At 70.3% G+C, this 18795-nt stretch carries 15 protein-coding genes; 10 read left to right on the forward strand and 5 right to left on the reverse strand.

What is annotated here, in order from left to right; genetic code table 11:
• Nucleotides 1–120: 120 nt before the first annotated feature.
• From STRIP9103_RS33605 to STRIP9103_RS33615, 3 genes are all read left to right on the forward strand, one after another.
• Nucleotides 121–1155: a LacI family DNA-binding transcriptional regulator gene (locus STRIP9103_RS33605; protein WP_267950643.1), complete on the forward strand. Its 1035-nt coding sequence runs from the start codon at nucleotides 121–123 to the stop codon at nucleotides 1153–1155.
• Between the two features lie 132 nt (nucleotides 1156–1287).
• Entirely contained in the window at nucleotides 1288–2151 is an 864-nt protein-coding gene (locus STRIP9103_RS33610; RefSeq protein WP_048821459.1) for a phosphatase PAP2 family protein, read from the forward strand.
• Between the two features lie 149 nt (nucleotides 2152–2300).
• Nucleotides 2301–5315, forward strand: a complete 3015-nt coding sequence (locus tag STRIP9103_RS33615) for a bifunctional [glutamine synthetase] adenylyltransferase/[glutamine synthetase]-adenylyl-L-tyrosine phosphorylase (protein WP_009328187.1) — start codon at nucleotides 2301–2303, stop codon at nucleotides 5313–5315.
• Nucleotides 5316–5328: 13 nt separating this feature from the next.
• Here STRIP9103_RS33615 and STRIP9103_RS33620 read toward each other — a convergent pair whose 3' ends face one another.
• The 3 genes from STRIP9103_RS33620 to STRIP9103_RS33630 all read right to left on the reverse strand — a co-directional run bounded on the left by STRIP9103_RS33620 (nucleotide 5329) and on the right by STRIP9103_RS33630 (nucleotide 8847).
• Complete coding sequence (locus STRIP9103_RS33620; RefSeq protein ID WP_009328165.1) at nucleotides 5329–7308, reverse strand: S53 family peptidase; 1980 nt, start codon at nucleotides 7306–7308, stop codon at nucleotides 5329–5331.
• A gap of 228 nt (nucleotides 7309–7536) precedes the next feature.
• Nucleotides 7537–8160 (reverse strand): DUF305 domain-containing protein, encoded by a 624-nt coding sequence (locus tag STRIP9103_RS33625; protein ID WP_009328233.1) that lies wholly within the window; start codon nucleotides 8158–8160, stop codon nucleotides 7537–7539.
• A gap of 27 nt (nucleotides 8161–8187) precedes the next feature.
• Nucleotides 8188–8847, reverse strand: coding sequence for a DUF3105 domain-containing protein (locus tag STRIP9103_RS33630; RefSeq protein WP_009328227.1), 660 nt, complete (start codon nucleotides 8845–8847; stop codon nucleotides 8188–8190).
• Between the two features lie 485 nt (nucleotides 8848–9332).
• Between STRIP9103_RS33630 and STRIP9103_RS33635 the strand changes: the two genes are divergently transcribed.
• A complete protein-coding gene (locus tag STRIP9103_RS33635) occupies nucleotides 9333–10694 on the forward strand; it encodes a glutamine synthetase family protein (RefSeq protein ID WP_009328185.1) in 1362 nt (453 codons plus the stop codon).
• Between the two features lie 296 nt (nucleotides 10695–10990).
• On the opposite strand, the gene panB is transcribed toward STRIP9103_RS33635, so the two are convergent.
• Nucleotides 10991–11875, reverse strand: coding sequence for a 3-methyl-2-oxobutanoate hydroxymethyltransferase (gene panB / locus STRIP9103_RS33640; RefSeq protein WP_009328163.1), 885 nt, complete (start codon nucleotides 11873–11875; stop codon nucleotides 10991–10993).
• Between the two features lie 448 nt (nucleotides 11876–12323).
• On the opposite strand from panB, the gene STRIP9103_RS33645 reads away from it, so the two are divergent.
• From STRIP9103_RS33645 to STRIP9103_RS33655, 3 genes are all read left to right on the forward strand, one after another.
• Nucleotides 12324–13907: an MFS transporter gene (locus STRIP9103_RS33645; RefSeq protein WP_048821460.1), complete on the forward strand. Its 1584-nt coding sequence runs from the start codon at nucleotides 12324–12326 to the stop codon at nucleotides 13905–13907.
• 92 nt (nucleotides 13908–13999) lie between these two features.
• Complete coding sequence (locus STRIP9103_RS33650; protein WP_009328222.1) at nucleotides 14000–14635, forward strand: TetR/AcrR family transcriptional regulator; 636 nt, start codon at nucleotides 14000–14002, stop codon at nucleotides 14633–14635.
• Between the two features lie 189 nt (nucleotides 14636–14824).
• A complete protein-coding gene (locus STRIP9103_RS33655; protein WP_009328211.1) occupies nucleotides 14825–15874 on the forward strand; it encodes an endonuclease/exonuclease/phosphatase family protein in 1050 nt (349 codons plus the stop codon).
• A gap of 108 nt (nucleotides 15875–15982) precedes the next feature.
• Here the strand turns inward: STRIP9103_RS33655 and STRIP9103_RS53790 are convergent, their stop codons facing one another.
• Nucleotides 15983–16111: a hypothetical protein gene (locus STRIP9103_RS53790; protein WP_009328178.1), complete on the reverse strand. Its 129-nt coding sequence runs from the start codon at nucleotides 16109–16111 to the stop codon at nucleotides 15983–15985.
• A 217-nt stretch (nucleotides 16112–16328) separates the two neighbouring features.
• Here STRIP9103_RS53790 and STRIP9103_RS33660 point away from each other — a divergent pair, with 217 nt between their 5' ends.
• From STRIP9103_RS33660 to STRIP9103_RS33670, 3 genes are all read left to right on the forward strand, one after another.
• Nucleotides 16329–16775: a VOC family protein gene (locus STRIP9103_RS33660; RefSeq protein WP_009328228.1), complete on the forward strand. Its 447-nt coding sequence runs from the start codon at nucleotides 16329–16331 to the stop codon at nucleotides 16773–16775.
• A gap of 153 nt (nucleotides 16776–16928) precedes the next feature.
• Nucleotides 16929–17954 (forward strand): ATP-binding cassette domain-containing protein, encoded by a 1026-nt coding sequence (locus STRIP9103_RS33665; RefSeq protein WP_234022368.1) that lies wholly within the window; start codon nucleotides 16929–16931, stop codon nucleotides 17952–17954.
• On the forward strand, nucleotides 17951–18781 hold the full coding sequence (locus STRIP9103_RS33670; protein ID WP_009328204.1) for an ABC transporter permease: 831 nt from the start codon (nucleotides 17951–17953) through the stop codon (nucleotides 18779–18781). The genes STRIP9103_RS33665 and STRIP9103_RS33670 overlap by 4 nt, the downstream gene beginning before the upstream one ends.
• The last annotated feature ends 14 nt before the right edge of the window (nucleotides 18782–18795 follow it).

Here is an 18795-nt window from a genome sequence, read left to right on the forward strand (position 1 = left end):
CACCGACGAGAATCACGAGGGACCGCGATGACGCAGCAGCCCGCAGCGGGCCGCACCCCCGCCCGCACCCGGCGCCGGGCCGGTGGGCAAGCGGAGACCCGGCCGGTACAGTCCGGTGCTGTGACCACACGGCTTGCCGACATCGCAGCCCAGGCGGGGGTGAGCGAGGCGACCGTCAGCCGCGTCCTGAACGGGAAGCCGGGCGTCGCCGCGACCACTCGCCAGTCCGTGCTGGCCGCCCTCGACGTGCTGGGCTACGAGCGGCCGGTACGGCTGCGACAGCGCAGCGCGGGCCTGGTGGGCCTCATCACCCCGGAGCTGGAGAACCCGATATTCCCGGCCCTGGCCCAGGTCATCGGCCAGGCGCTGACCCGGCAGGGCTACACCCCGGTCCTCGCCACCCAGACCCCCGGTGGTTCGACGGAGGACGAGCTGACCGAGATGCTCGTCGACCGCGGGGTCGCCGGCATCATCTTCGTCTCCGGTCTGCACGCGGACACCTCGGCGGACATGCAGCGCTATGAGCAGCTGCGGGCGCAGGGGGTGCCGTTCGTGCTGGTGGACGGCTTCTCCCCCAAGGTGCAGGCGCCGTTCATCTCACCGGACGACCGCGCGGCGATGCACCTCGCGGTGACCCATCTCGTCTCGCTCGGCCACACCCGTATCGGTCTCGCCCTCGGCCCGAAGCGGTTCGTCCCCGTGCAGCGCAAGATCGAGGGCTTCGTGCGCACGATGCAGGACCAGCTGGGGCTGAGCACCGCGGACATCGAGTCCGAGCTCGTCCAGCACTCCCTGTACACCCTGGAGGGCGGCCAGGCGGCGGCCACGGCGCTCATCGAGCGGGACTGTACGGCGGTGGTGTGCGCGAGCGACATGATGGCGCTCGGCGCGATCCGGGCGGCCCGGCAGCGGGACCTCGAGGTGCCGCGGGACATCTCGGTCGTCGGCTTCGACGACTCCCCCCTGATCGCCTTCACCGACCCGCCCCTGACGACCGTCCGCAAGCCGGTCCCGGCGATGGGTCAGGCGGCGGTGCGTACGTTGCTGGAGGAGATCGGTGGTACACCGGCGCCGCACAGTGAGTTCGTGTTCATGCCGGAGCTGGTGGTGCGGGGGTCGACCGCTTCGGCCCCTGGGGAGCGGCCTCGTACCTGAGGGGGACAAAACGGGAGGTGGGGTGATACGTGCGTAGGAGACGTACCCCTGAGGTACCCCCACGAATGTGCGTGAGGAACCCGACCAGAGGATGATCGGAGGGGAACGCCTTATCTGGCAAACTCTGTGCACATGGGTGACACGACCGTGACGACGCTGGAGGAAGGCCGGGAGCAGGCCGCTCCCCGGTCCGTCACGGACGCGCCGGAGCAGGTGGTCCTGCATCGGCTGCGGGTTCCGCGTCGTCCTCGTCTCTGGTTCGAGATCCTGCTGATCGCGGTGAGCTACTGGACGTACTCACTGATCCGCAACGCGGTGCCGGAGCAGAAGGAGCAGGCGCTCGCCAACGCCGACTGGATCTGGAAGGTGGAGCACCACCTCGGGATCGCCGTGGAGGACACGGTCAATCGCACCGTGAACTCGGTGGAATGGCTGATCGTCGGCATGAACTACTACTACGCCACCCTGCACTTCGTGATCACGCTGGGTGTCCTCGTGTGGCTCTACCGTAGTCATCCGGGCCGTTACGCGGCGACGCGTCTGGTGCTGTTCGTGACGACGGCGGTGGCCCTGGTCGGCTACTACTTCTATCCGCTGGCCCCGCCCCGCCTGATGACCAGCGAGACCTTCATCGACACGGTCGTCGTCCACCAGACCTGGGGGTCCATGGCCTCCGGCGACCTGAAGAACATGTCGAACCAGTACGCGGCCATGCCTTCCATGCACATAGGTTGGTCCCTCTGGTGCGGCCTGACGATCTTCGCGCTGGCCTCGGTCCCATGGGTGCGCGTACTGGGCCTGCTGTACCCCACACTGACCCTGGTCGTCATCGTCGCCACCGCCAACCACTTCTGGCTGGACGCGGTCGGCGGCATGATCTGCCTCACCTTCGGCTACACGGTGGCCCGCCTCTGGTACGGCTCCCTGCCGTACGCCCTGCCACGCACGGTGACAGCGAGCGACTGCGGCCGGCAACTGGCCCCGACGAAGGCGTAGCCCGGCCGCAGTCGACCGGCGCCGAAGCCGGACTCTCCGGTTAGGCTCATGCCCGTACGACCTTGATCGAGCGGGAACCCAACGAGAACCGTGCGGGAATCGAGCGGGGATCGAGCGGGAACCGACCTGGATTCGACGGGAGGCCGGGCATGACGGCGGCGCCGGGGCGCAGGAGCAGTACCTTCTCGCGGCTGCTGCGGCACGGTTTCACCGATCCGCAGGCCGCCGAGCGACTCCTGGAGAGCGTGGAGCTGACGGCCGTACGGAACGACCCGGTCCTGTTGGACGCGCTGGGCGCGACCGCCGATCCGGACCTCGCGCTGCTGGGCCTCGTACGACTGCTGGAGGCGCAGCCGGACCGCACGGCGCGCCGCGAGGTGCTGGACACGCTGATAGCGGCCAAGCCGCTGCGGGACCGTCTGCTGGGCGTGCTCGGCGCGTCGGCGGCGCTCGGGGACCACCTCGCGCGCCACCCGCACGACTGGCAGGCGCTGGTGATGTACGAGCCGCAGGACCTGCATCCGGGGATCGAGGAGTTCGAGCGGGGGCTCGCCGAGGCCACCGACCCGGTGTCCCTCCGCGTGGCGTATCGCCGCTGTCTGCTGTCCATCGCCGCCCGGGACGTCTGCGGCACCACCGATGTCGCCCAGGCCGCCGCCGAGCTCGCCGACCTGGCCACCGCCACCCTCCGCGCCGCCCTCGCGATCGCCCGCGCCGCCGCGCCCGAGGACGCCGCCCAGTGCCGGCTGGCGGTGATCGCGATGGGCAAGTGCGGCGGCCATGAGCTGAACTACGTCTCCGACGTCGACGTCATCTTCGTCGGGGAGACCGCGGACGGGGCCGACGAGCAGAAGGCCGTCCGTGCCGCCACCCGCCTCGCCGCGCACATGATGCGGATCTGCTCCGAGACGACGGTCGAGGGGAGCATCTGGCCCGTCGACGCCAATCTGCGGCCGGAGGGACGCAACGGCCCGCTCGTACGGACGCTCAGCAGCCATCTCGCGTACTACCAGCGATGGGCGAAGACCTGGGAGTTCCAGGCGCTGCTGAAGGCGCGCCCGGTAGCCGGGGACCTGGAGCTGGGCGAGGCGTACATCGCCGCGCTGGAACCCCTGGTCTGGAAGGCCGCCGAGCGCGAGAACTTCGTGGCCGATGTGCAGCGGATGCGCCGCCGGGTGGTCGAGAACATCCCGGCCGCCGAGGTCGACCGGCAGCTGAAGCTGGGGCCGGGCGGGCTGCGGGACGTCGAGTTCGCGGTGCAGCTGCTGCAGCTGGTGCACGGCCGCGCGGACACCTCGCTGCGCAGCGGCACCACGCTCGACGCGCTGCGGGCGCTGGCGGCGGGCGGGTACGTGGGCCGGGCGGACGCGGCCCAGCTGGACGCCGCGTACCGCTTCCTGCGCTCCATGGAGCACCGCATCCAGCTGTACCGTCTGCGCCGTACCCACCTGGTCCCCGAGGACGAGGGCGATCTGCGCCGCATCGGCCGCTCGCTGGGCCTGCGCACGGAGCCGGTCGCCGAGCTGAACCGCGAGTGGCGGCGCCACGCGGCCGTCGTACGACGGCTGCACGAGAAGCTCTTCTACCGCCCGCTCCTCGACGCCGTCGCCCAGCTCGCCCCCGGCGAGAGCCGGCTGAGCGCCGACGCGGCCCGCGAACGCCTGGTCGCGCTCGGCTACGCCGATCCGGCCTCCGCCCTGCGCCATCTGGAGGCGCTGGCCTCCGGTGTCTCCCGCAAGGCGGCGATCCAGCGGACGCTCCTGCCCGTGCTCCTCGGCTGGTTCGCGGACTCGGCCGACCCGGACGCCGGTCTCCTCAACTTCCGCAAGGTGTCGGACGCGCTCGGCAGGACCCCCTGGTACCTACGGCTGTTGCGCGACGAGGGAGCCGCCGCCGAGAACCTGGCGCGTGTCCTCTCCGCCGGCCGCCTCGCCCCCGACCTGCTGATGCGCGCCCCGGAGGCGGTCGCGCTGCTCGGCGACGGTGACGGCGTCGCCGGTGGCGCCGGCGGGCTCGAACCCCGCGAGCGCGCCCAGCTGGAGCAGGAGATCCTCGCCGCCGTGGGCCGCGCCGACGACGCCCAACAGGCGGTCACGGCCGCACGCGGCGTACGCCGGCGCGAGCTGTTCCGTACGTCCGCCATGGACATCGTCGGCTCCTACGGCACCGAGTCGTCCCCCGTGACCGCCGACCAGGGCGCGCTGGTGGACCTGGTGGGCGGCGCGGTGTCCGACCTGACGGCGGCAACGCTGGCAGGCACCTTGCGGGCCGTGGTACGCGACGGCTGGGGCGACACCCTCCCCACCCGCTTCGCGATCATCGGCGTGGGCCGTTTCGGCGGCCACGAGCTGGGCTACGGCTCCGACGCCGACGTCCTGTTCGTCCACGAGCCCCGGGACGACGCCGACGAACAGGAGGCGGCCCGCGCGGCGAACACGGTCGTCGCCGAGATGCGCCGCCTCCTCCAGATCCCCAGCACCGATCCCCCGCTCCTCATCGACGCGGACCTGCGGCCCGAGGGCAAGTCCGGGCCGCTGGTCCGGACGCTGAAGTCGTACGAGGCGTACTACCGCCGGTGGTCGCTGGTGTGGGAGTCCCACGCCCTGCTGCGGGCCGAGCCCGTCGCCGGGGACGAGGATCTGGGCCGCCGTTTCGTCGAGCTGATCGATCCGCTGCGCTACCCGGCGGGCGGACTCGCCGACGACGCCGTACGCGAGATCCGCCGTCTGAAGGCCCGTATGGAGTCGGAACGGATGCCGCGCGGCGCCGACCCGACGCTGCACACCAAGCTCGGCCGGGGCGGCCTGTCGGACGTCGAATGGACCGTCCAGCTCCTCCAGCTCCGCCACGGCTGGACCGAGCCGGGCCTGCGCACGACCCGCACCCGCCAGGCCCTGGCCGCGGCCCGCGCCGCCGGACTGGTCGGCGCCGAGGACGCGGCCGTCCTGGACGAGGCGTGGGTCCTGGCCACCCGGGTCCGCAACGCCGTGATGCTCGTACGGGGCCGCGCGGGCGACACCTTCCCCTCCGACGCCCGCGAACTCGCCGCCGTGGGCCGCTACCTGGGCTACGGCCCCGGGCATGTGGGCGACATGCTCGACGACTACCGGCGGACCACGCGGCGGGCCAGGGCGGTGGTGGAGGAGCTGTTCTACGGGACGTGAGGCCTCCGGCGCCTCAGCGGTGGTAGGACTCCACGTAACCCCTGCCCGGCGATCCGACCCCTGTCACGTCGTCGTAGCCGCGTACCGCGTGCAGTGAGCTGTCGCGGCCGAGGGTGCGGACCGATGTGGTGAGCCCGTCGGTCGTGTCGTAGCCGTTGACGTGGTCGACGCGGGCCACGGCGAGACCGGAGCCGGTGGGGTCGTCGGTCACGTCGTGGAACACGCTGGGCCCGTACACCGCGTACGACCCGTGCGACGAGGCCGCGTACCGGGCGTAGATCGCCGGGTTGGCGAAGCCCAGCGGGTGGCCGCCGTGTGCCTCCTGGGCCAGGGCCTGGACGCCTGCGACGACCGGGGCGGCCAGGGAGGTGCCGCCGATGCGGTACTCGTCGTAGGCCTGCCCGCCCTCGGGGAGGGTCTGGGTCTGGCCGACGAGGAAGCCGGTGTTGGGGTCGGCGATGGCGGCGATGTCCGGGACGGTGCGCATCGGCCGGGAGCCGTTGGCCGTCGCGAGCGCCGTCGGTACCAGGCCCTGTTGGTAGAAGGGCTGTGCCACGATCCTGCTGGTGCCGCCGCCCGCGCCCGATGTGAAGGCGCCGGGGAAGTCCGTCCAGCTCCTGCTGTCGGCGGACAGCGTGGCCTTCATCGTGCCCCAGCCGGTCTCCCACAGGTATGTGTCGCCCTTGCCGACCGCCAGCGACGTTCCGCCGACCGCCGTCACCCACGCGGAGTTGGTCGGTGAGTCCACCTGCTTGGTGCCGGTGTTCGCGACCTCGTCGCCGTCGTCGCCGGAGGAGAAGTAGAAGCCGATGCCCTCGACCGCGCCCAGTTGGAAGACCTGGTCGTAGGCGGCGGCAAGGTCGGGGGTCTCGGCCGACTCGATGCTCCCCCAGGAGTTGGAGACGATGTCGGCGAGGTGCCCGTCGACGATCTTCCCGAGGGAGTCGATCAGATCGTCGTCGTTGCAGGAGGAGGCCCCGACGTACACGATGTCCGCGGCGGGCGCGACGGCGTGCACGGCCTCCACGTCGAGCGTCTCCTCGCCGTACCAGCCGGCCGCGTCGCAGTCCTTGGTGTGTGTGTACGTCGTCGGCAGCACCTGTCGCAACTGGCCGTTCCGGTAGGCCGCGTCGCCGTGCTTCCGCGCGTACGTGGCCGCGTCGTTCGCGATCGTCGGCGAGGCGTACGCGTCCGTGATCGCGATCCGCGCCCCCTTGCCCGTACGGCTCCCCGCCCCGTATGCCGCCCGCAACTGCCGCCCTGTGTACCCCTTCACGGCGTACGGGATCTTCGTGCCGTACGCCTCGGGGAGCGTGCTCGCGGTGTTCGAGCCGTAGTACGAGGAGAACGGTCCGGCGTTGCGGAACACCGTGCTCGGCGGCGGCAGTTGGTCGTCGTGGGTGGCCCGGTGGGGTGCGGTGTCCAGGCCGGTGACGGTGAGGACGGCGCCGTTCAGGTCGGCCGGGGCGGAGGCCGTCTTCGTGGGCGCGCGGTAAGTATGGCCGTCCTTGCGGTAGTTGTGCAGCTGTGTGCCGAACGCCCGCTCGGCGGCGGCCACATCACCCGTCACGGAGAGGTAGTGCCGGGTCGTTCCGGTGACCTTCAGCCCCGCTGACGTCAGCCAGGTGCTCACCGCCGCGACCTGAGTCTTCGTCGCGCCGAAGCGGGCCTGGGCCCGCGCGGGGCTCAGATACTCGCCGTACGACGCCGAAGACGGGTCGGAGACGGCCCGGGCGTACGCGGCCAGCCCGGTGGCGTCCCGGCCCGCCAGATAGACGCGGAGGGTGAGCCGGGAGCCGTCGGCGGTGGCTCCCGCGTCCGCCTCGGCGGTGGCCCACGCGGGTCTGGTTCCCCGCAGTGTGTCCCGGCCCGGGCCGGTCGCGGCCTGCGCCGCGGGTGTGCCCAGCGTCAGCGCGCCGGCGAGCAGGGGCAGAGTCGCTGCCGCGCTCGCCCCGGCGCGCAGGGCTGCGCGCCTGGTCCTCTTGGACCTCATTGGAGAACCCCCTGGGATGTGGTTCGTCGCGAGTGGATCGAGTGGATGGAGTGGTTCACCCGATGGCGATCACTCTCGCGTTGAACCGTTCATGCCAGGGAATGGTGAGGGGCAGGGCTGGGCCAAGAAGCCCCCAAGCAAACGTATGGGCGCCCCAAGAAACCGTATGCGCAAGGGATTTGCTGCATACGCCCCTGGGGGCGCCCCGAGGTCACGCAGGTGACGAGCTCACGACCGCGGCGCCGCGCCCCGATCCTTGAGCAGGTCGGTCATCAGCGTGATCTCGGACTCCTGGGCGTCGACCATGCCCTGCGCGAGCTTCTTCTCGACGCCGACCGTGCACTTGGCGACGCAGCCCTCCGCCATGTGGATGCCGCCCTTGTGATGGTCGGTCATCAGCTGGAGGTAGAAGATCTCGGCCTGCTTGCCGTTGAGCTTGCCGAGCTTGTCCATCTCGGCGTCGGTCGCCATGCCGGGCATCAGGGAGCCGTCCTCGCCGGAGGCCATGTCGCCCATGCCCATCCAGGCCATCGGCTTGTCCGACGACACCTTCGGCAGACCCCACAGGTCGAGCCAGCCGAGCATCATGCCGCGCTGGTTGGCCTGGGTCTGCGCGATGTCGTAGGCGAGCCGCCGGACCTCCACGTCGTCCGTGCGGTCACGGACGATGTACGACATCTCGACGGCCTGCTGGTGGTGGACCGCCATGTCCCGGGCGAACCCGGCGTCCGCGGAGTCGGCGGCCGGGGCCTTCAGACCGGAGTCGTCGCCGTCGGCGACCGCGCATGTGATCGCGCCGGCCGCGACGAGCACCGCCGCGGCCCCGGAAGCGATCCAACCGATGAGCTTCATGCTTCCCACTGTGTCAGGCCGCCGCTGTCAGGAGACGCCGTTGGTGCAGGCGGCACCCGGCTCGGGGGTCTGCTCGCCCTGGACGTACTTCTCGAAGAACTTGTCGAGGTTGGGGTCGGTGGCGCTGGTCACCGTGCGCTGGTGGCCCCAGGCGCTGAGCATGATCGGGTCCTTCTGGTCCTCGACCGGGCTCATCAGGGTGTACGGGGTCTTCTTGACCTTCTCCGCGAGCGCCTTGACATCGGCGTCGGAGGCCTTGCTGTTGTACGTCACCCACACCGCGCCGTGCTCCAGGGAGTGCACGGCGTTCTCGTTCTTGATGGCCTTGTCGTAGACGTCGCCGTTGCAGTTCTGCCAGACCGGGTTGTGGTCGCCGCCGACCGGGGGCTCCATCGGGTACTTCACGCTCTTGGTGACGTGGTTCTGGGTGAGCTTGGTGCTCCAGGTCTTCACGCCGTCCGAGCCGGTCTCCCACTTGCCCTTGGCCTTGGAGTCGCTCGCCGAGTCGCTGCTGTCGTCGGACTGCGACTGGATCAGGACCGTACCGCCCACCACGAGGCCGGCGACTATCAGCACGCTGGCGCCGATCGTGAGGATTCGGTTCCGGCGCTCACGGGAGCGCTCGGCACGGCGCATCTCCTCGATGCGCGCCTTGCGCGCCGCGCTGCTGTTGTTCTTGGCGGCCATGGGTTGAGTCCTTAGTGGGGGATGGGGCGGATGGGACGGTCGGACCACTCGATCGTAATTTGATCTGATCCTCCGCGTAAACGAGGGATCCCGCCTCCATGCTCCCTCGGGCACGGGCCGCCCGCCCCGGGTGTGACAGGGGTGTTACGTGCGGATGTCGGGGGAGGAGCGAGGGCACGGGAGCCGTGGATATCGTCGGATGTCGGGCGGCGCAGGCGTTACGAATGGCGGCGCGAGCAGGCAAGATGGGCGGCAGAGCGGTTGGCGGGACGGACTGCCGGGTGGACAGCCCGGTGGCCGGCGATGGTGTGGCGCGGCGAGCGGTACACCTGTCGTATGCCGGGCGTTCAGCCGGAGGTCGGTTCGCCGATCAGGGTGCGCAACGCGCGCGAAACGGTGTTGTGGTGTCATGCTCAGGTGCCCGACCGCCTCCCGTGATCGGGAGCAAGGCGGCCTGACCAGCAAGGAATGGGTGGAAGCGGAAGATGGACAAGCAGCAGGAGTTCGTGCTCCGTACGTTGGAGGAGCGCGACATCCGTTTCGTACGCCTGTGGTTCACGGACGTGCTGGGCTTCCTGAAGTCCGTGGCCGTGGCCCCCGCCGAGCTGGAACAGGCGTTTGACGAAGGCATCGGCTTCGACGGCTCGGCCATCGAGGGCTTCGCCCGGGTGTACGAGTCCGACATGATCGCCAAGCCGGACCCGTCGACGTTCCAGGTCCTGCCGTGGCGCGCGGAGGCCCCGGGCACGGCGCGGATGTTCTGCGACATCCTCATGCCGGACGGCTCGCCGTCCTTCGCCGACCCGAGGTATGTGCTGAAGCGGGCGCTGGCCAAGGCCTCCGACCTGGGCTTCACCTTCTACACCCACCCCGAGATCGAGTTCTTCCTGCTGAAGGACAAGCCGACGGACGGCTCCCGCCCGACCCCGGCCGACTACTCCGGCTACTTCGACCACACCCCGCACAACGTCGGCATGGACTTCCGCCGCCAGGCGATCACCATGCTGGAGTCGATGGGCATCTCGGTCGAGTTCTCCCACCACGAGGGCGCGCCGGGCCAGCAGGAGATCGATCTGCGCTACGCCGACGCGCTGTCCACGGCCGACAACATCATGACGTTCCGCCTGGTCATGAAGCAGGTGGCGCTGGAGCAGGGCGTACAGGCGACGTTCATGCCGAAGCCGTTCAGTGAGCACCCCGGCTCGGGCATGCACACCCACCTCTCCCTCTTCGAGGGCGACCGGAACGCGTTCTACGAGTCGGGCGCGGAGTACCAGCTGTCGAAGGTGGGCCGCTCCTTCATCGCGGGCCTGCTGAAGCACGCCGCCGAGATCGCCGCGGTCACCAACCAGTGGGTCAACTCCTACAAGCGCATCTGGGGCGGCACGGAACGCACGGCGGGCGCCGGCGGCGAGGCCCCCTCGTACATCTGCTGGGGCCACAACAACCGCTCGGCCCTGGTCCGTGTCCCGATGTACAAGCCGGGCAAGACGGGCTCGGCACGGGTGGAGGTCCGCTCCCTGGACTCCGGCGCGAACCCGTACCTGGCGTACGCCGTCCTCCTGACCGCCGGCCTCAAGGGCATCGAGGAGGGCTACGAGCTCCCGCCGGGCGCCGAGGACGACGTCTGGGCCCTGTCGGACGCCGAACGCCGCGCGATGGGTATCGAGCCCCTCCCCCAGAACCTCGGCGAGGCCCTGTCCCTCATGCAGCACAGCGACCTCGTCGCCGAGACCTTGGGCGAGCACGTCTTCGACTTCTTCCTGCGCAACAAGAAGCAGGAGTGGGAGGAGTACCGCTCCGAGGTCACCCAGTTCGAGCTGCGGAAGAATCTGCCGGTGCTGTAGGGGTGGGGTGGCGGGGGCACCCCCGCCCCGGCCCGCCCCGGTCGGACGCCTTGGTCGCATGAGCGGACCGGCGGCATGGAACCGCCGGTTCGTTTCGCTTTCCGTCGCCCACCGCCGGGGAAGTTCGGCTCCAGCCGTTGCCGTCCGGGTCCTTGGGATTGAGCCCGGGGGGGCACAGGAAGCAGCCCGCCGACGGGGGAAGATCGGCGGGCTGCTGTGGTGCCGCGGTGGTTCTGTGATCGTCAGGGTCCGCTGGGGCCCTTGGGTGTCCGCTCAGGTGTCCGTGCGCGTAGGTGTCAGTGCACGGAGTGCTCTTCCAACGGGAACGTTCCGCCTACGACGTCCTCGGCGAAGGCCTTCGCCGCGTCGCCCATGACGGTGCGCAGGTCGGCGTACTTCTTCACGAACTTCGGTACCCGCCCGCCGGTCAGACCGAGCATGTCGGTCCAGACCAGGACCTGCGCGTCCGTGTCGGGACCGGCCCCGATCCCGACCGTCGGGATGTGCAGCACCCGCGTCACCTCGGCCGCCAGCTCCGCCGGAACCAGCTCCAGGACCACCGCGAACGCCCCCGCGTCCTGCACGGCCTTGGCGTCGCGCAGCAACTGCTGGGCGGCCTCCTCGCCACGACCCTGGACGCGGTAGCCCATGGCGTTGACGGACTGGGGGGTCAGCCCGATGTGGGCCATGACCGGGATGCCGGACTCCACCAACAGCTCGATCTGGCGGTGCGAGCGCTCCCCGCCCTCCAGCTTGACCGCCCCGACCCCGGCCTCCTTGACCAGCCGGGTCGCCGAGCGCAGCGCCTGCACGGGGCCCTCCTGGTAGGAGCCGAAGGGCAGGTCGCCGACGATCAGGGCCCGGCTGGTGCCCCGTACGACGGCCGCGGAGAGCATGGTCATCTCGTCGAGGGTGACGGGCACGGTCGTGTCGTACCCCAGGTGGCAGTTGCCCGCCGAGTCGCCGACGAGCATGACCGGGATGCCGGCCTCGTCGAAGACGGAGGCGGTCATCGCGTCGTAGGCGGTGAGCATGGGCCACTTCTCACCGCGCTCCTTGGCGGCGGTGATGTCGCGGACGGTGATGCGCCGGGTGCTCTTGCCCCCGTACAGCGCTTTGCTGCTGTCGGTGGCCGGCCGTACACCCTGCGGCTGCTTCTGGGCAGCAGGAAGCTGCGTCATCGCAACGGCTCCTTCATGTCATCTCGAGGCGCCCTGACGGCGTCCCCGGATCAGCTCCATGGTGGCACCTCGTGCCACGCTCGGCCAGACCGGGGCACGGGACTTGGGTCACGTATCCCGCCGCCCGGCAGGACCGACCGGCCGTCCGCGGCTTGGCGCATGTGCCACCGGCCCCAGGCCCCATGTCCCGCGCCGCCGACCGGCCGCCCACGCCCCCGGCGCCTGCGTCACATGGCTTCCCCCCTGCGCCGCCCGCGCCCCACGTCCTGCGCTGCCTGCGCCCGCGCCCCACGATCCACGCCCTGCGCCGCCCGCGCCCACGGCCCAAGCCCTGCGCCGCCCGCCCCCACCCCGCCTACGTCCCGTGCCCTAGGTCCGTTCTCCATGCCTCCGTAAAGGATTTCGATACGAGACGGTCCCGTATCGGAACTGGCCTATCGTCGAGCGCATGACTACTCCTGCCGCCCCTGCCGAACGGCGAGTGCCCGAAGCGGTGCACAGGCGCCGTTGGGCGATTCTCGGTGTGCTGATGCTGAGCCTGCTGATCGTGGTGCTCGACAACTCGATCCTCAACGTCGCCATCAAGACGATCTCCACCCCGGCGCCGACCGGACTCGGCGCCACCCAGAGCGAGCTGGAGTGGGCGATCAACGCCTACACGCTGGTCTTCGCGGGGCTGCTGTTCACCGCGGGGCTGCTCGGCGACCGGCTCGGCCGCAAGAAGGTGCTGCTCGGCGGTCTCGTCGTGTTCGGCATCGGCTCGGCGCTGGCCGCCGGGTCGGGTACGCCGGCCGAACTCATCACGTTCCGCGCGATGATGGGCTTCGGCGCCGCCTTCGTGATGCCCGCCACACTCGCCGTCCTGATGAACGTCTTCGAGCGTGACGAGCAGCCGAAGGCCATCGGGATCTGGGCGGGCGGCGTCGGGCTCGCCATCGCGATCGGGCCGATCACCGGCGGTGTCCTGCTGGACCACTTCTGGTGGGGCTCGGTGTTCCTGATCAACGTGCCGATCGTGCTCCTCGCCCTGGGCCTGATGATCTGGCTCGTCCCCGACTCCCGCGACCCCGCCCCCGGCCGTCTCGACCCCGTCGGCGTACTGCTCTCCGTCATCGGTCTCGTGCTGCTCGTCTACGGCATCATCCGGGGCGGCCAGCTCGCCGACTTCACCGACGCCACGGTGCTCGGCACCATCGCGGCCGGACTCGCGGTCCTCGCCGGGTTCGTGCTGTTCGAGAAGCGCAGCGACCACCCGTCCATCGACATCGGCTTCTTCAAGAACAAGGTGTTCTCGGCCGCCATCGGCACCATCGGCCTGGTCTTCTTCGCGCTGATGGGCGTGACCTTCTTCTCCGTCTTCTACACCCAGACCGTACGCGGCTACTCACCGCTTCAGACCGGCCTGTTGATGCTGCCGCTCGCCGCCGCGCAGCTCTTCTTCGCGCCGCGCGCCCGGCTGGTCGTCGACCGCTTCGGCAACAGCGCGGTGTGCACGGCGGGCATGCTGCTGATCGCCGCGATGCTGGCCGCGTTCGCCGGGCTGGACGCGGACACGCCGATCTGGGCCCTCGAAGTGATCTTCTTCGCCATGGGTCTGGGCATGGCGCATGTGATGACCCCGCTCAGCGTGGTCATCATGCAGGCCCTGCCCCGGGAGAAGGCGGGCTCCGCTTCCGCCCTCAGCAACACCTTCCGCCAGGTCGGCGGCGCCCTCGGCATCGCCGTACTCGGCTCCGTGCTCTCCACCGCCTACCGCGGCGCCATCGAGGGCGACCTGCCCGCCGGCGCCCCGCACGCCGCCGCCGAGTCCATCGAGGCCACCCTCGGCTTCGCCGCCCGCCTCGGCGACCGGGGTACGGCCCTCGTCGGCCTGGCCCACGACGCCTTCCTGCACGCCATGCACGTCACGGCGCTGTGCGGCGCGGCCGTGGCCGTCGTCGGGGCGGTGGCCATGATTCTGTTCCTGCCGGGCAGGGCAAAGACCGATCAAGGAAGCGAACAGGAGGCCGAGTTGGTGACCGCGGACCACTGAGTCCGGTCACCCGGGGCGGAGCCGGATCCTCCGCCCCACCGGTCAACGGGGGAGAATCACGGGGGCACAACGACAGAGAGACGGAGTCGACCGTGAGCCTCGCCGAAAGCCGGGCCGGAGATGAACGGGCCAGGGACGCGGGTCCCGTGCGGGGGCGGCCCCGCAGCGAGGCCGTGGAGCGCTCCATCATCGAGTGCGTGATGCGGCTCATCGAAGAGGGCGTGCCGCTCTCGGAGTTGTCCATCGAGCGGGTGGCCCGCACCGCCGGCGTCGGCAAGGCCACCATCTACCGCCGCTGGAGCGGCAAGGAAGAGCTCTTCCTCGATGTGGTGCGCGCCGCCGAGCCCCCGGACCCGGAACTGCCCGGCACCTCCCTGCGTGACGACCTGGTGGTGCTCCTGGAATCGACGCGCCAACGCGGGCTGCTCAAACGGTCGTCGGCGATCTTGCACAACGTCTTCGCCCAGATGAAGAGCAGCCCGAAGATCTGGGACGCCTACCACGCCGCCGTCGTCGCCCCACGCCGTCGGATGGGCACCGAAGTCCTGCGCCGAGGGCAGCTCAACGGCGAGATCCGCGCCGACTTGGACATCGACCTCGTCGGCGATCTGGTCTTCGGCCCCATGCTCGTCCGCACCATCCTGCGCCCCAACGCGGAACTCCCCGAGGACCTCGCCGTGCGCATCGTCGACACCCTCCTCGAAGGGCTTCGCCCGACTGCGAAATGAATCACGGTTCAATGTGCGCGTTTCGTTACAGACCCCGTGCGGTGATCGCGGGTTCGGAACTCCGAACAGCGACGTTTTCGTCCTCGTCCCCGTACGGCCGCCGTGGGGCGGCAGGATCGACGGCAATCATCCCCTAGGGTCTTGAGGGCGCGGGGGGACGATGTGCACGGCAGGTAGTGAGGCGACGGTATGGCGCAGGCGTACATGACGGAGACGGGCGGCGGCGGCACGGGCCAGGGCCGCGAGGGATCCCGGCTTCGGCGCCTGTTCGGACGGCTGTTCGGCGGCTGGAGAGGGGACCGGCGGATCTGGCGGCGCGGCATCGTCGTCGCGGTTCTCGCCCTGCTCCTCGCGCTGGTGATGGTGCTGCACGCCCAGATCCCGAACGCGGTCGGCAACCTCGGCAGTCTCACCGAGACGTTCCTGCCCTGGCTGGGCGTGGTGATCCCGCTGCTGCTGCTCCTCGCGCTGGTCCGTAAGTCCGCGACGGCGCTGATCGCGGTCCTGGTGCCCACGATCGTCTGGCTGAACATGTTCGGCGGACTCGTCACCAGCAAGACCGGCAGCGGCGGCGACCTCATGGTCGTCACCCACAACGTCAACGCGGACAACGCCGATCCCTCAGGCACGGCCCGCGACGTCGCCGCCTCCGGCGCGGACGTCGTGGCCCTGGAGGAGCTGTCGGAGAACGCGGTACCGGTGTACGAGAAGGCGCTCGCGCCGACGTACAAGTACCACAAGGTCGTCGGCACCGTCGGCCTGTGGAGCAAGTACCCGATGAGCGCCACCAAGGCCGTCGACATCAAGCTCGGCTGGGAACGCGCCATGCGCTCCACCGTGACGACCCCCGAGGGCCCGGTCGCCGTGTACGTCGCCCATCTGCCCTCGGTACGCGTGAAGCTGGAGGCCGGCTTCACCGCCCGTCAGCGCGACAAGAGCGCCAACGCCCTCGGCGAGGCCATCGCCGCCGAACCCATCCAGCAGGTCGTCCTCCTCGGCGATCTCAACGGCACCATGAACGACCGCGCCCTCAACGCCGTCACCGCCCAGATGCGCTCCACCCAGGGCGCCGCCGGCAACGGCTTCGGCTTCAGCTGGCCGGCGTCCTTCCCCATGGCCCGCATCGACCAGATCATGGTCCGCGGCATGGAACCGATGGCGTCCTGGAACCTCCCGGAGACGGGCAGCGACCATCTGCCGGTGGCGGCACGGGTGACGATCGACACGTCGACGGGTTGATCGGGCTGGTCGGCGGCGTCCCACGTACCATCGAGGGGCGGGACGGAGGCCGTGCGCGGCTGATGGGGGTTCTCGCCCCGTCGCCCCCGCAGACCCGCCTCAGCCCCGCTACAGCGACCCGGCGGCCACGGCGCCCGCCTGGCCGGGGGCCGAGGCGTCGCCGACCGAGGCGTCGCCGGCCGAGGCCGAGCTGTTCTGGATCTCGACCGTACGACCCGACGGACGCCCCCACGTCACTCCCCTCCCCGCGGTCCGGTCGGGCGGCGCGCTGCCGGCGACCCGCGTCGCCGACGACGATCACGGCGCCGGCCCTGCCCTCGTCTTCTCGGTGGCGCCCGGCACGGTTTTCGGCTTCGGTGAGAGGGAGCCGTTCAGCCGGACGCGACGCGGTTGCGGTTCACCTGATATCCGATGCCATACGGCGTCGTCCGACGTCGACAAGGGAGTCACGCCAATGGACTTCACGCTCGAAGTGATCCCGCTGCCCGTGAGCGACATCGACCGCGCCCGGGACTTCTACCGGGACAAGGTCGGCTTCCACGTCGACATCGACCAGGAGGTCATGCCGGGCATGCGCATCGTCCAGCTCACACCGCCCGGCTCCGGCTGCTCGATCGCCCTGGGCGACACGATCTGGGAGATGGCCCAGGGCCCGAAGCCGGCCCCCGGCTCCTACCAGGGCCTGCAACTGTGCGTCGCCGACATCGAGGCGGCCCACGCCGAACTCGTCGGACGGGGCCTCGACGTCTCCGAGCCCGTTCAGTACGCCCCGAACGACGGCGCCACGTTCATGTACTTCAAGGACCCGGACGGCAACGGCTGGTCCATCCAGGAGTACCGCCGCCGCGCCACGGAGCCACTGCACCAGGTGCTGGCCGACCTGGCGGCACGGCAGCGGTAAGGACACCCGCACATCAGACGGCCCCGGTCGCGGCGCACCGGCAGCCTTCGAGACGGGCGGCAGGCGCATCCTGTCGGTGGGTATCGGCGGCCTGTCGGTAGGTATCGGCGACCTGTCGGTGGTTTGTCGGTGGCTGCTGGCATCGTCGTCGCCATGACGCGAATCGACAAGGAAACCAGCGGCGCGAAGGGCGCTGTCACCGTGCGGGGGCTGGTCAAGCATTACGGGGAGACCAGGGCGCTGGACGGTGTCGACCTGGATGTGCGTGAGGGCACCGTGATGGGGGTGCTCGGGCCGAACGGGGCGGGGAAGACGACCCTCGTGCGGTGTCTGTCCACGCTCATCACGCCCGACTCGGGACATGCGACCGTGGCCGGCTACGACGTCGTACGGCAGCCGCGGCAGTTGCGTCGGGTGATCGGGCTGACCGGACAGTACGCCTCGGTGGACGAGAAGCTGTCCGGCTTCGAGAACCTGTACATGATCGGTCGGCTGCTCGATCTGTCCAGGAAGGAAGCGAAGGGGCGGGCCGGGGGGCTGCTGGAGCGCTTCTCGCTGACCGAGGCCGCCGGACGCCCGGCGGGGACGTACTCCGGCGGTATGCGGCGGCGGCTCGATCTGGCCGCGTCCATGATGGGGCAGCCGACCGTGCTGTATCTGGACGAGCCGACCACCGGCCTCGACCCGCGCACCCGTAACGAGGTGTGGGCCGAGGTCAAGCGCATGGTCGCCGACGGGGTGACCGTGCTGCTGACCACGCAGTACATGGAGGAGGCCGAGCAGTTGGCCTCCGAGCTGACCGTGATCGACCGCGGCAAGGTCATCGCCAAGGGCGGCATCGAGGAGCTGAAGGCCCAGGTCGGCGGGCGTACGCTCCGGGTCCGGCCGACCGATCCGCTGCAACTGCGTCCGCTCGCCAAGGAGTTGGACGAGCTCGGCATCACCGGCCTCGCCACGACCACCGTGGACACCGAGAACGGCACCCTGCTCGTCCCGATCCTCAGCGACGAGCAACTCACCGCCGTCGTGGGCGTGATCACCGCCCGCGGCATCACGATCGGCTCGATCAGCACCGAACTGCCCAGCCTGGACGAGGTGTTCCTGTCGCTCACCGGCCACAAGGCCAGTGCCCCGCAGGACGCCGAGCAGTCCCCCGCCTATGAGGAGGTCGCCGTATGAGCGCCGCCACCGCCACCCCGCTCAAGCCCCTCGACGGCGATGCCGACGGTCGTATCGGGCTGCGGGCCCACGCCCGGCACACCGGCGCGCTCGTTCGCCGCAATCTGCTGTGGATCCGGCAGGACCCGGAGTCGATGTTCGACGCGGTCCTCATGCCGATCGTCTTCGCTCTGCTGTTCGTGTACGTGTTCGGCGGCTCGATCGGGCAGGCGCTGGGCGGCGGCCAGGACGAGTATGTGCAGTATGTGATCCCCGGACTGATGGCCATGCTCGGCATGAACATGGCCATGGGAGTCGGGACGGGCTTCAACGAGGACTTCCAGAAGGGCGTCATGGACCGGTTCCGGTCCCTGCCCATCGGCCGGTCCTCGGTGCTGCTCGCGAAGGTCTTCGTGGAGCTGCTGCGGATGCTGGTCGCCACGACGATCCTGCTGCTCGTGGGCGTGATCATCGGCTTCGACGTCACCAGCTGGCCGGGGCTGCTCGCCACGGTGGGCCTGTCGGCCGCCTTCGGCTCGGCCGTGATGTGGATCTTCCTGGTGCTGGGCGTGACGCTGAAGACCGCGCAGTCCGTACAGGCGATGGGCTTCCTGGTGCTGTTCCCGCTGCAGTTCGGCTCGTCGATCTTCGCGCCGACGCGGTCGATGCCGGGCTGGCTGCAGAACTTCACCGACTACAACCCGCTGTCGTCCCTCGCGGACTCCGCGCGCGGTCTGATGACGGGCGGCCCGGTCGCCCACGACGTCCTCGTCACGCTCATCTGGTCGGTGGCGCTGACGGCGGTGATGGCGCCGATCGCGATCCACAAGTTCCGTACGAAGAGCTGACGGACGGCTCCCCC

This window comes from Streptomyces ipomoeae 91-03, from assembly GCF_000317595.1.
Classification (GTDB): Bacteria; Actinomycetota; Actinomycetes; order Streptomycetales; family Streptomycetaceae; genus Streptomyces; species Streptomyces ipomoeae.

What these genes read in the sequence shown, in the direction of transcription:
- STRIP9103_RS33610 (WP_048821459.1), top strand. Translation starts at nt 1,288, where the DNA reads ATGGGTGACACGACCGTGACGACGCTGGAGGAAGGCCGGGAGCAGGCC.
- STRIP9103_RS33615 (WP_009328187.1), top strand. Translation starts at nt 2,301, where the DNA reads ATGACGGCGGCGCCGGGGCGCAGGAGCAGTACCTTCTCGCGGCTGCTG.
- STRIP9103_RS33620 (WP_009328165.1), bottom strand. Translation starts at nt 7,308, where the DNA reads ATGAGGTCCAAGAGGACCAGGCGCGCAGCCCTGCGCGCCGGGGCGAGC.
- STRIP9103_RS33625 (WP_009328233.1), bottom strand. Translation starts at nt 8,160, where the DNA reads ATGAAGCTCATCGGTTGGATCGCTTCCGGGGCCGCGGCGGTGCTCGTC.
- STRIP9103_RS33630 (WP_009328227.1), bottom strand. Translation starts at nt 8,847, where the DNA reads ATGGCCGCCAAGAACAACAGCAGCGCGGCGCGCAAGGCGCGCATCGAG.
- STRIP9103_RS33635 (WP_009328185.1), top strand. Translation starts at nt 9,333, where the DNA reads ATGGACAAGCAGCAGGAGTTCGTGCTCCGTACGTTGGAGGAGCGCGAC.
- panB (WP_009328163.1), bottom strand. Translation starts at nt 11,875, where the DNA reads ATGACGCAGCTTCCTGCTGCCCAGAAGCAGCCGCAGGGTGTACGGCCG.
- STRIP9103_RS33645 (WP_048821460.1), top strand. Translation starts at nt 12,324, where the DNA reads ATGACTACTCCTGCCGCCCCTGCCGAACGGCGAGTGCCCGAAGCGGTG.
- STRIP9103_RS33655 (WP_009328211.1), top strand. Translation starts at nt 14,825, where the DNA reads ATGGCGCAGGCGTACATGACGGAGACGGGCGGCGGCGGCACGGGCCAG.
- STRIP9103_RS33660 (WP_009328228.1), top strand. Translation starts at nt 16,329, where the DNA reads ATGGACTTCACGCTCGAAGTGATCCCGCTGCCCGTGAGCGACATCGAC.
- STRIP9103_RS33665 (WP_234022368.1), top strand. Translation starts at nt 16,929, where the DNA reads ATGACGCGAATCGACAAGGAAACCAGCGGCGCGAAGGGCGCTGTCACC.
- STRIP9103_RS33670 (WP_009328204.1), top strand. Translation starts at nt 17,951, where the DNA reads ATGAGCGCCGCCACCGCCACCCCGCTCAAGCCCCTCGACGGCGATGCC.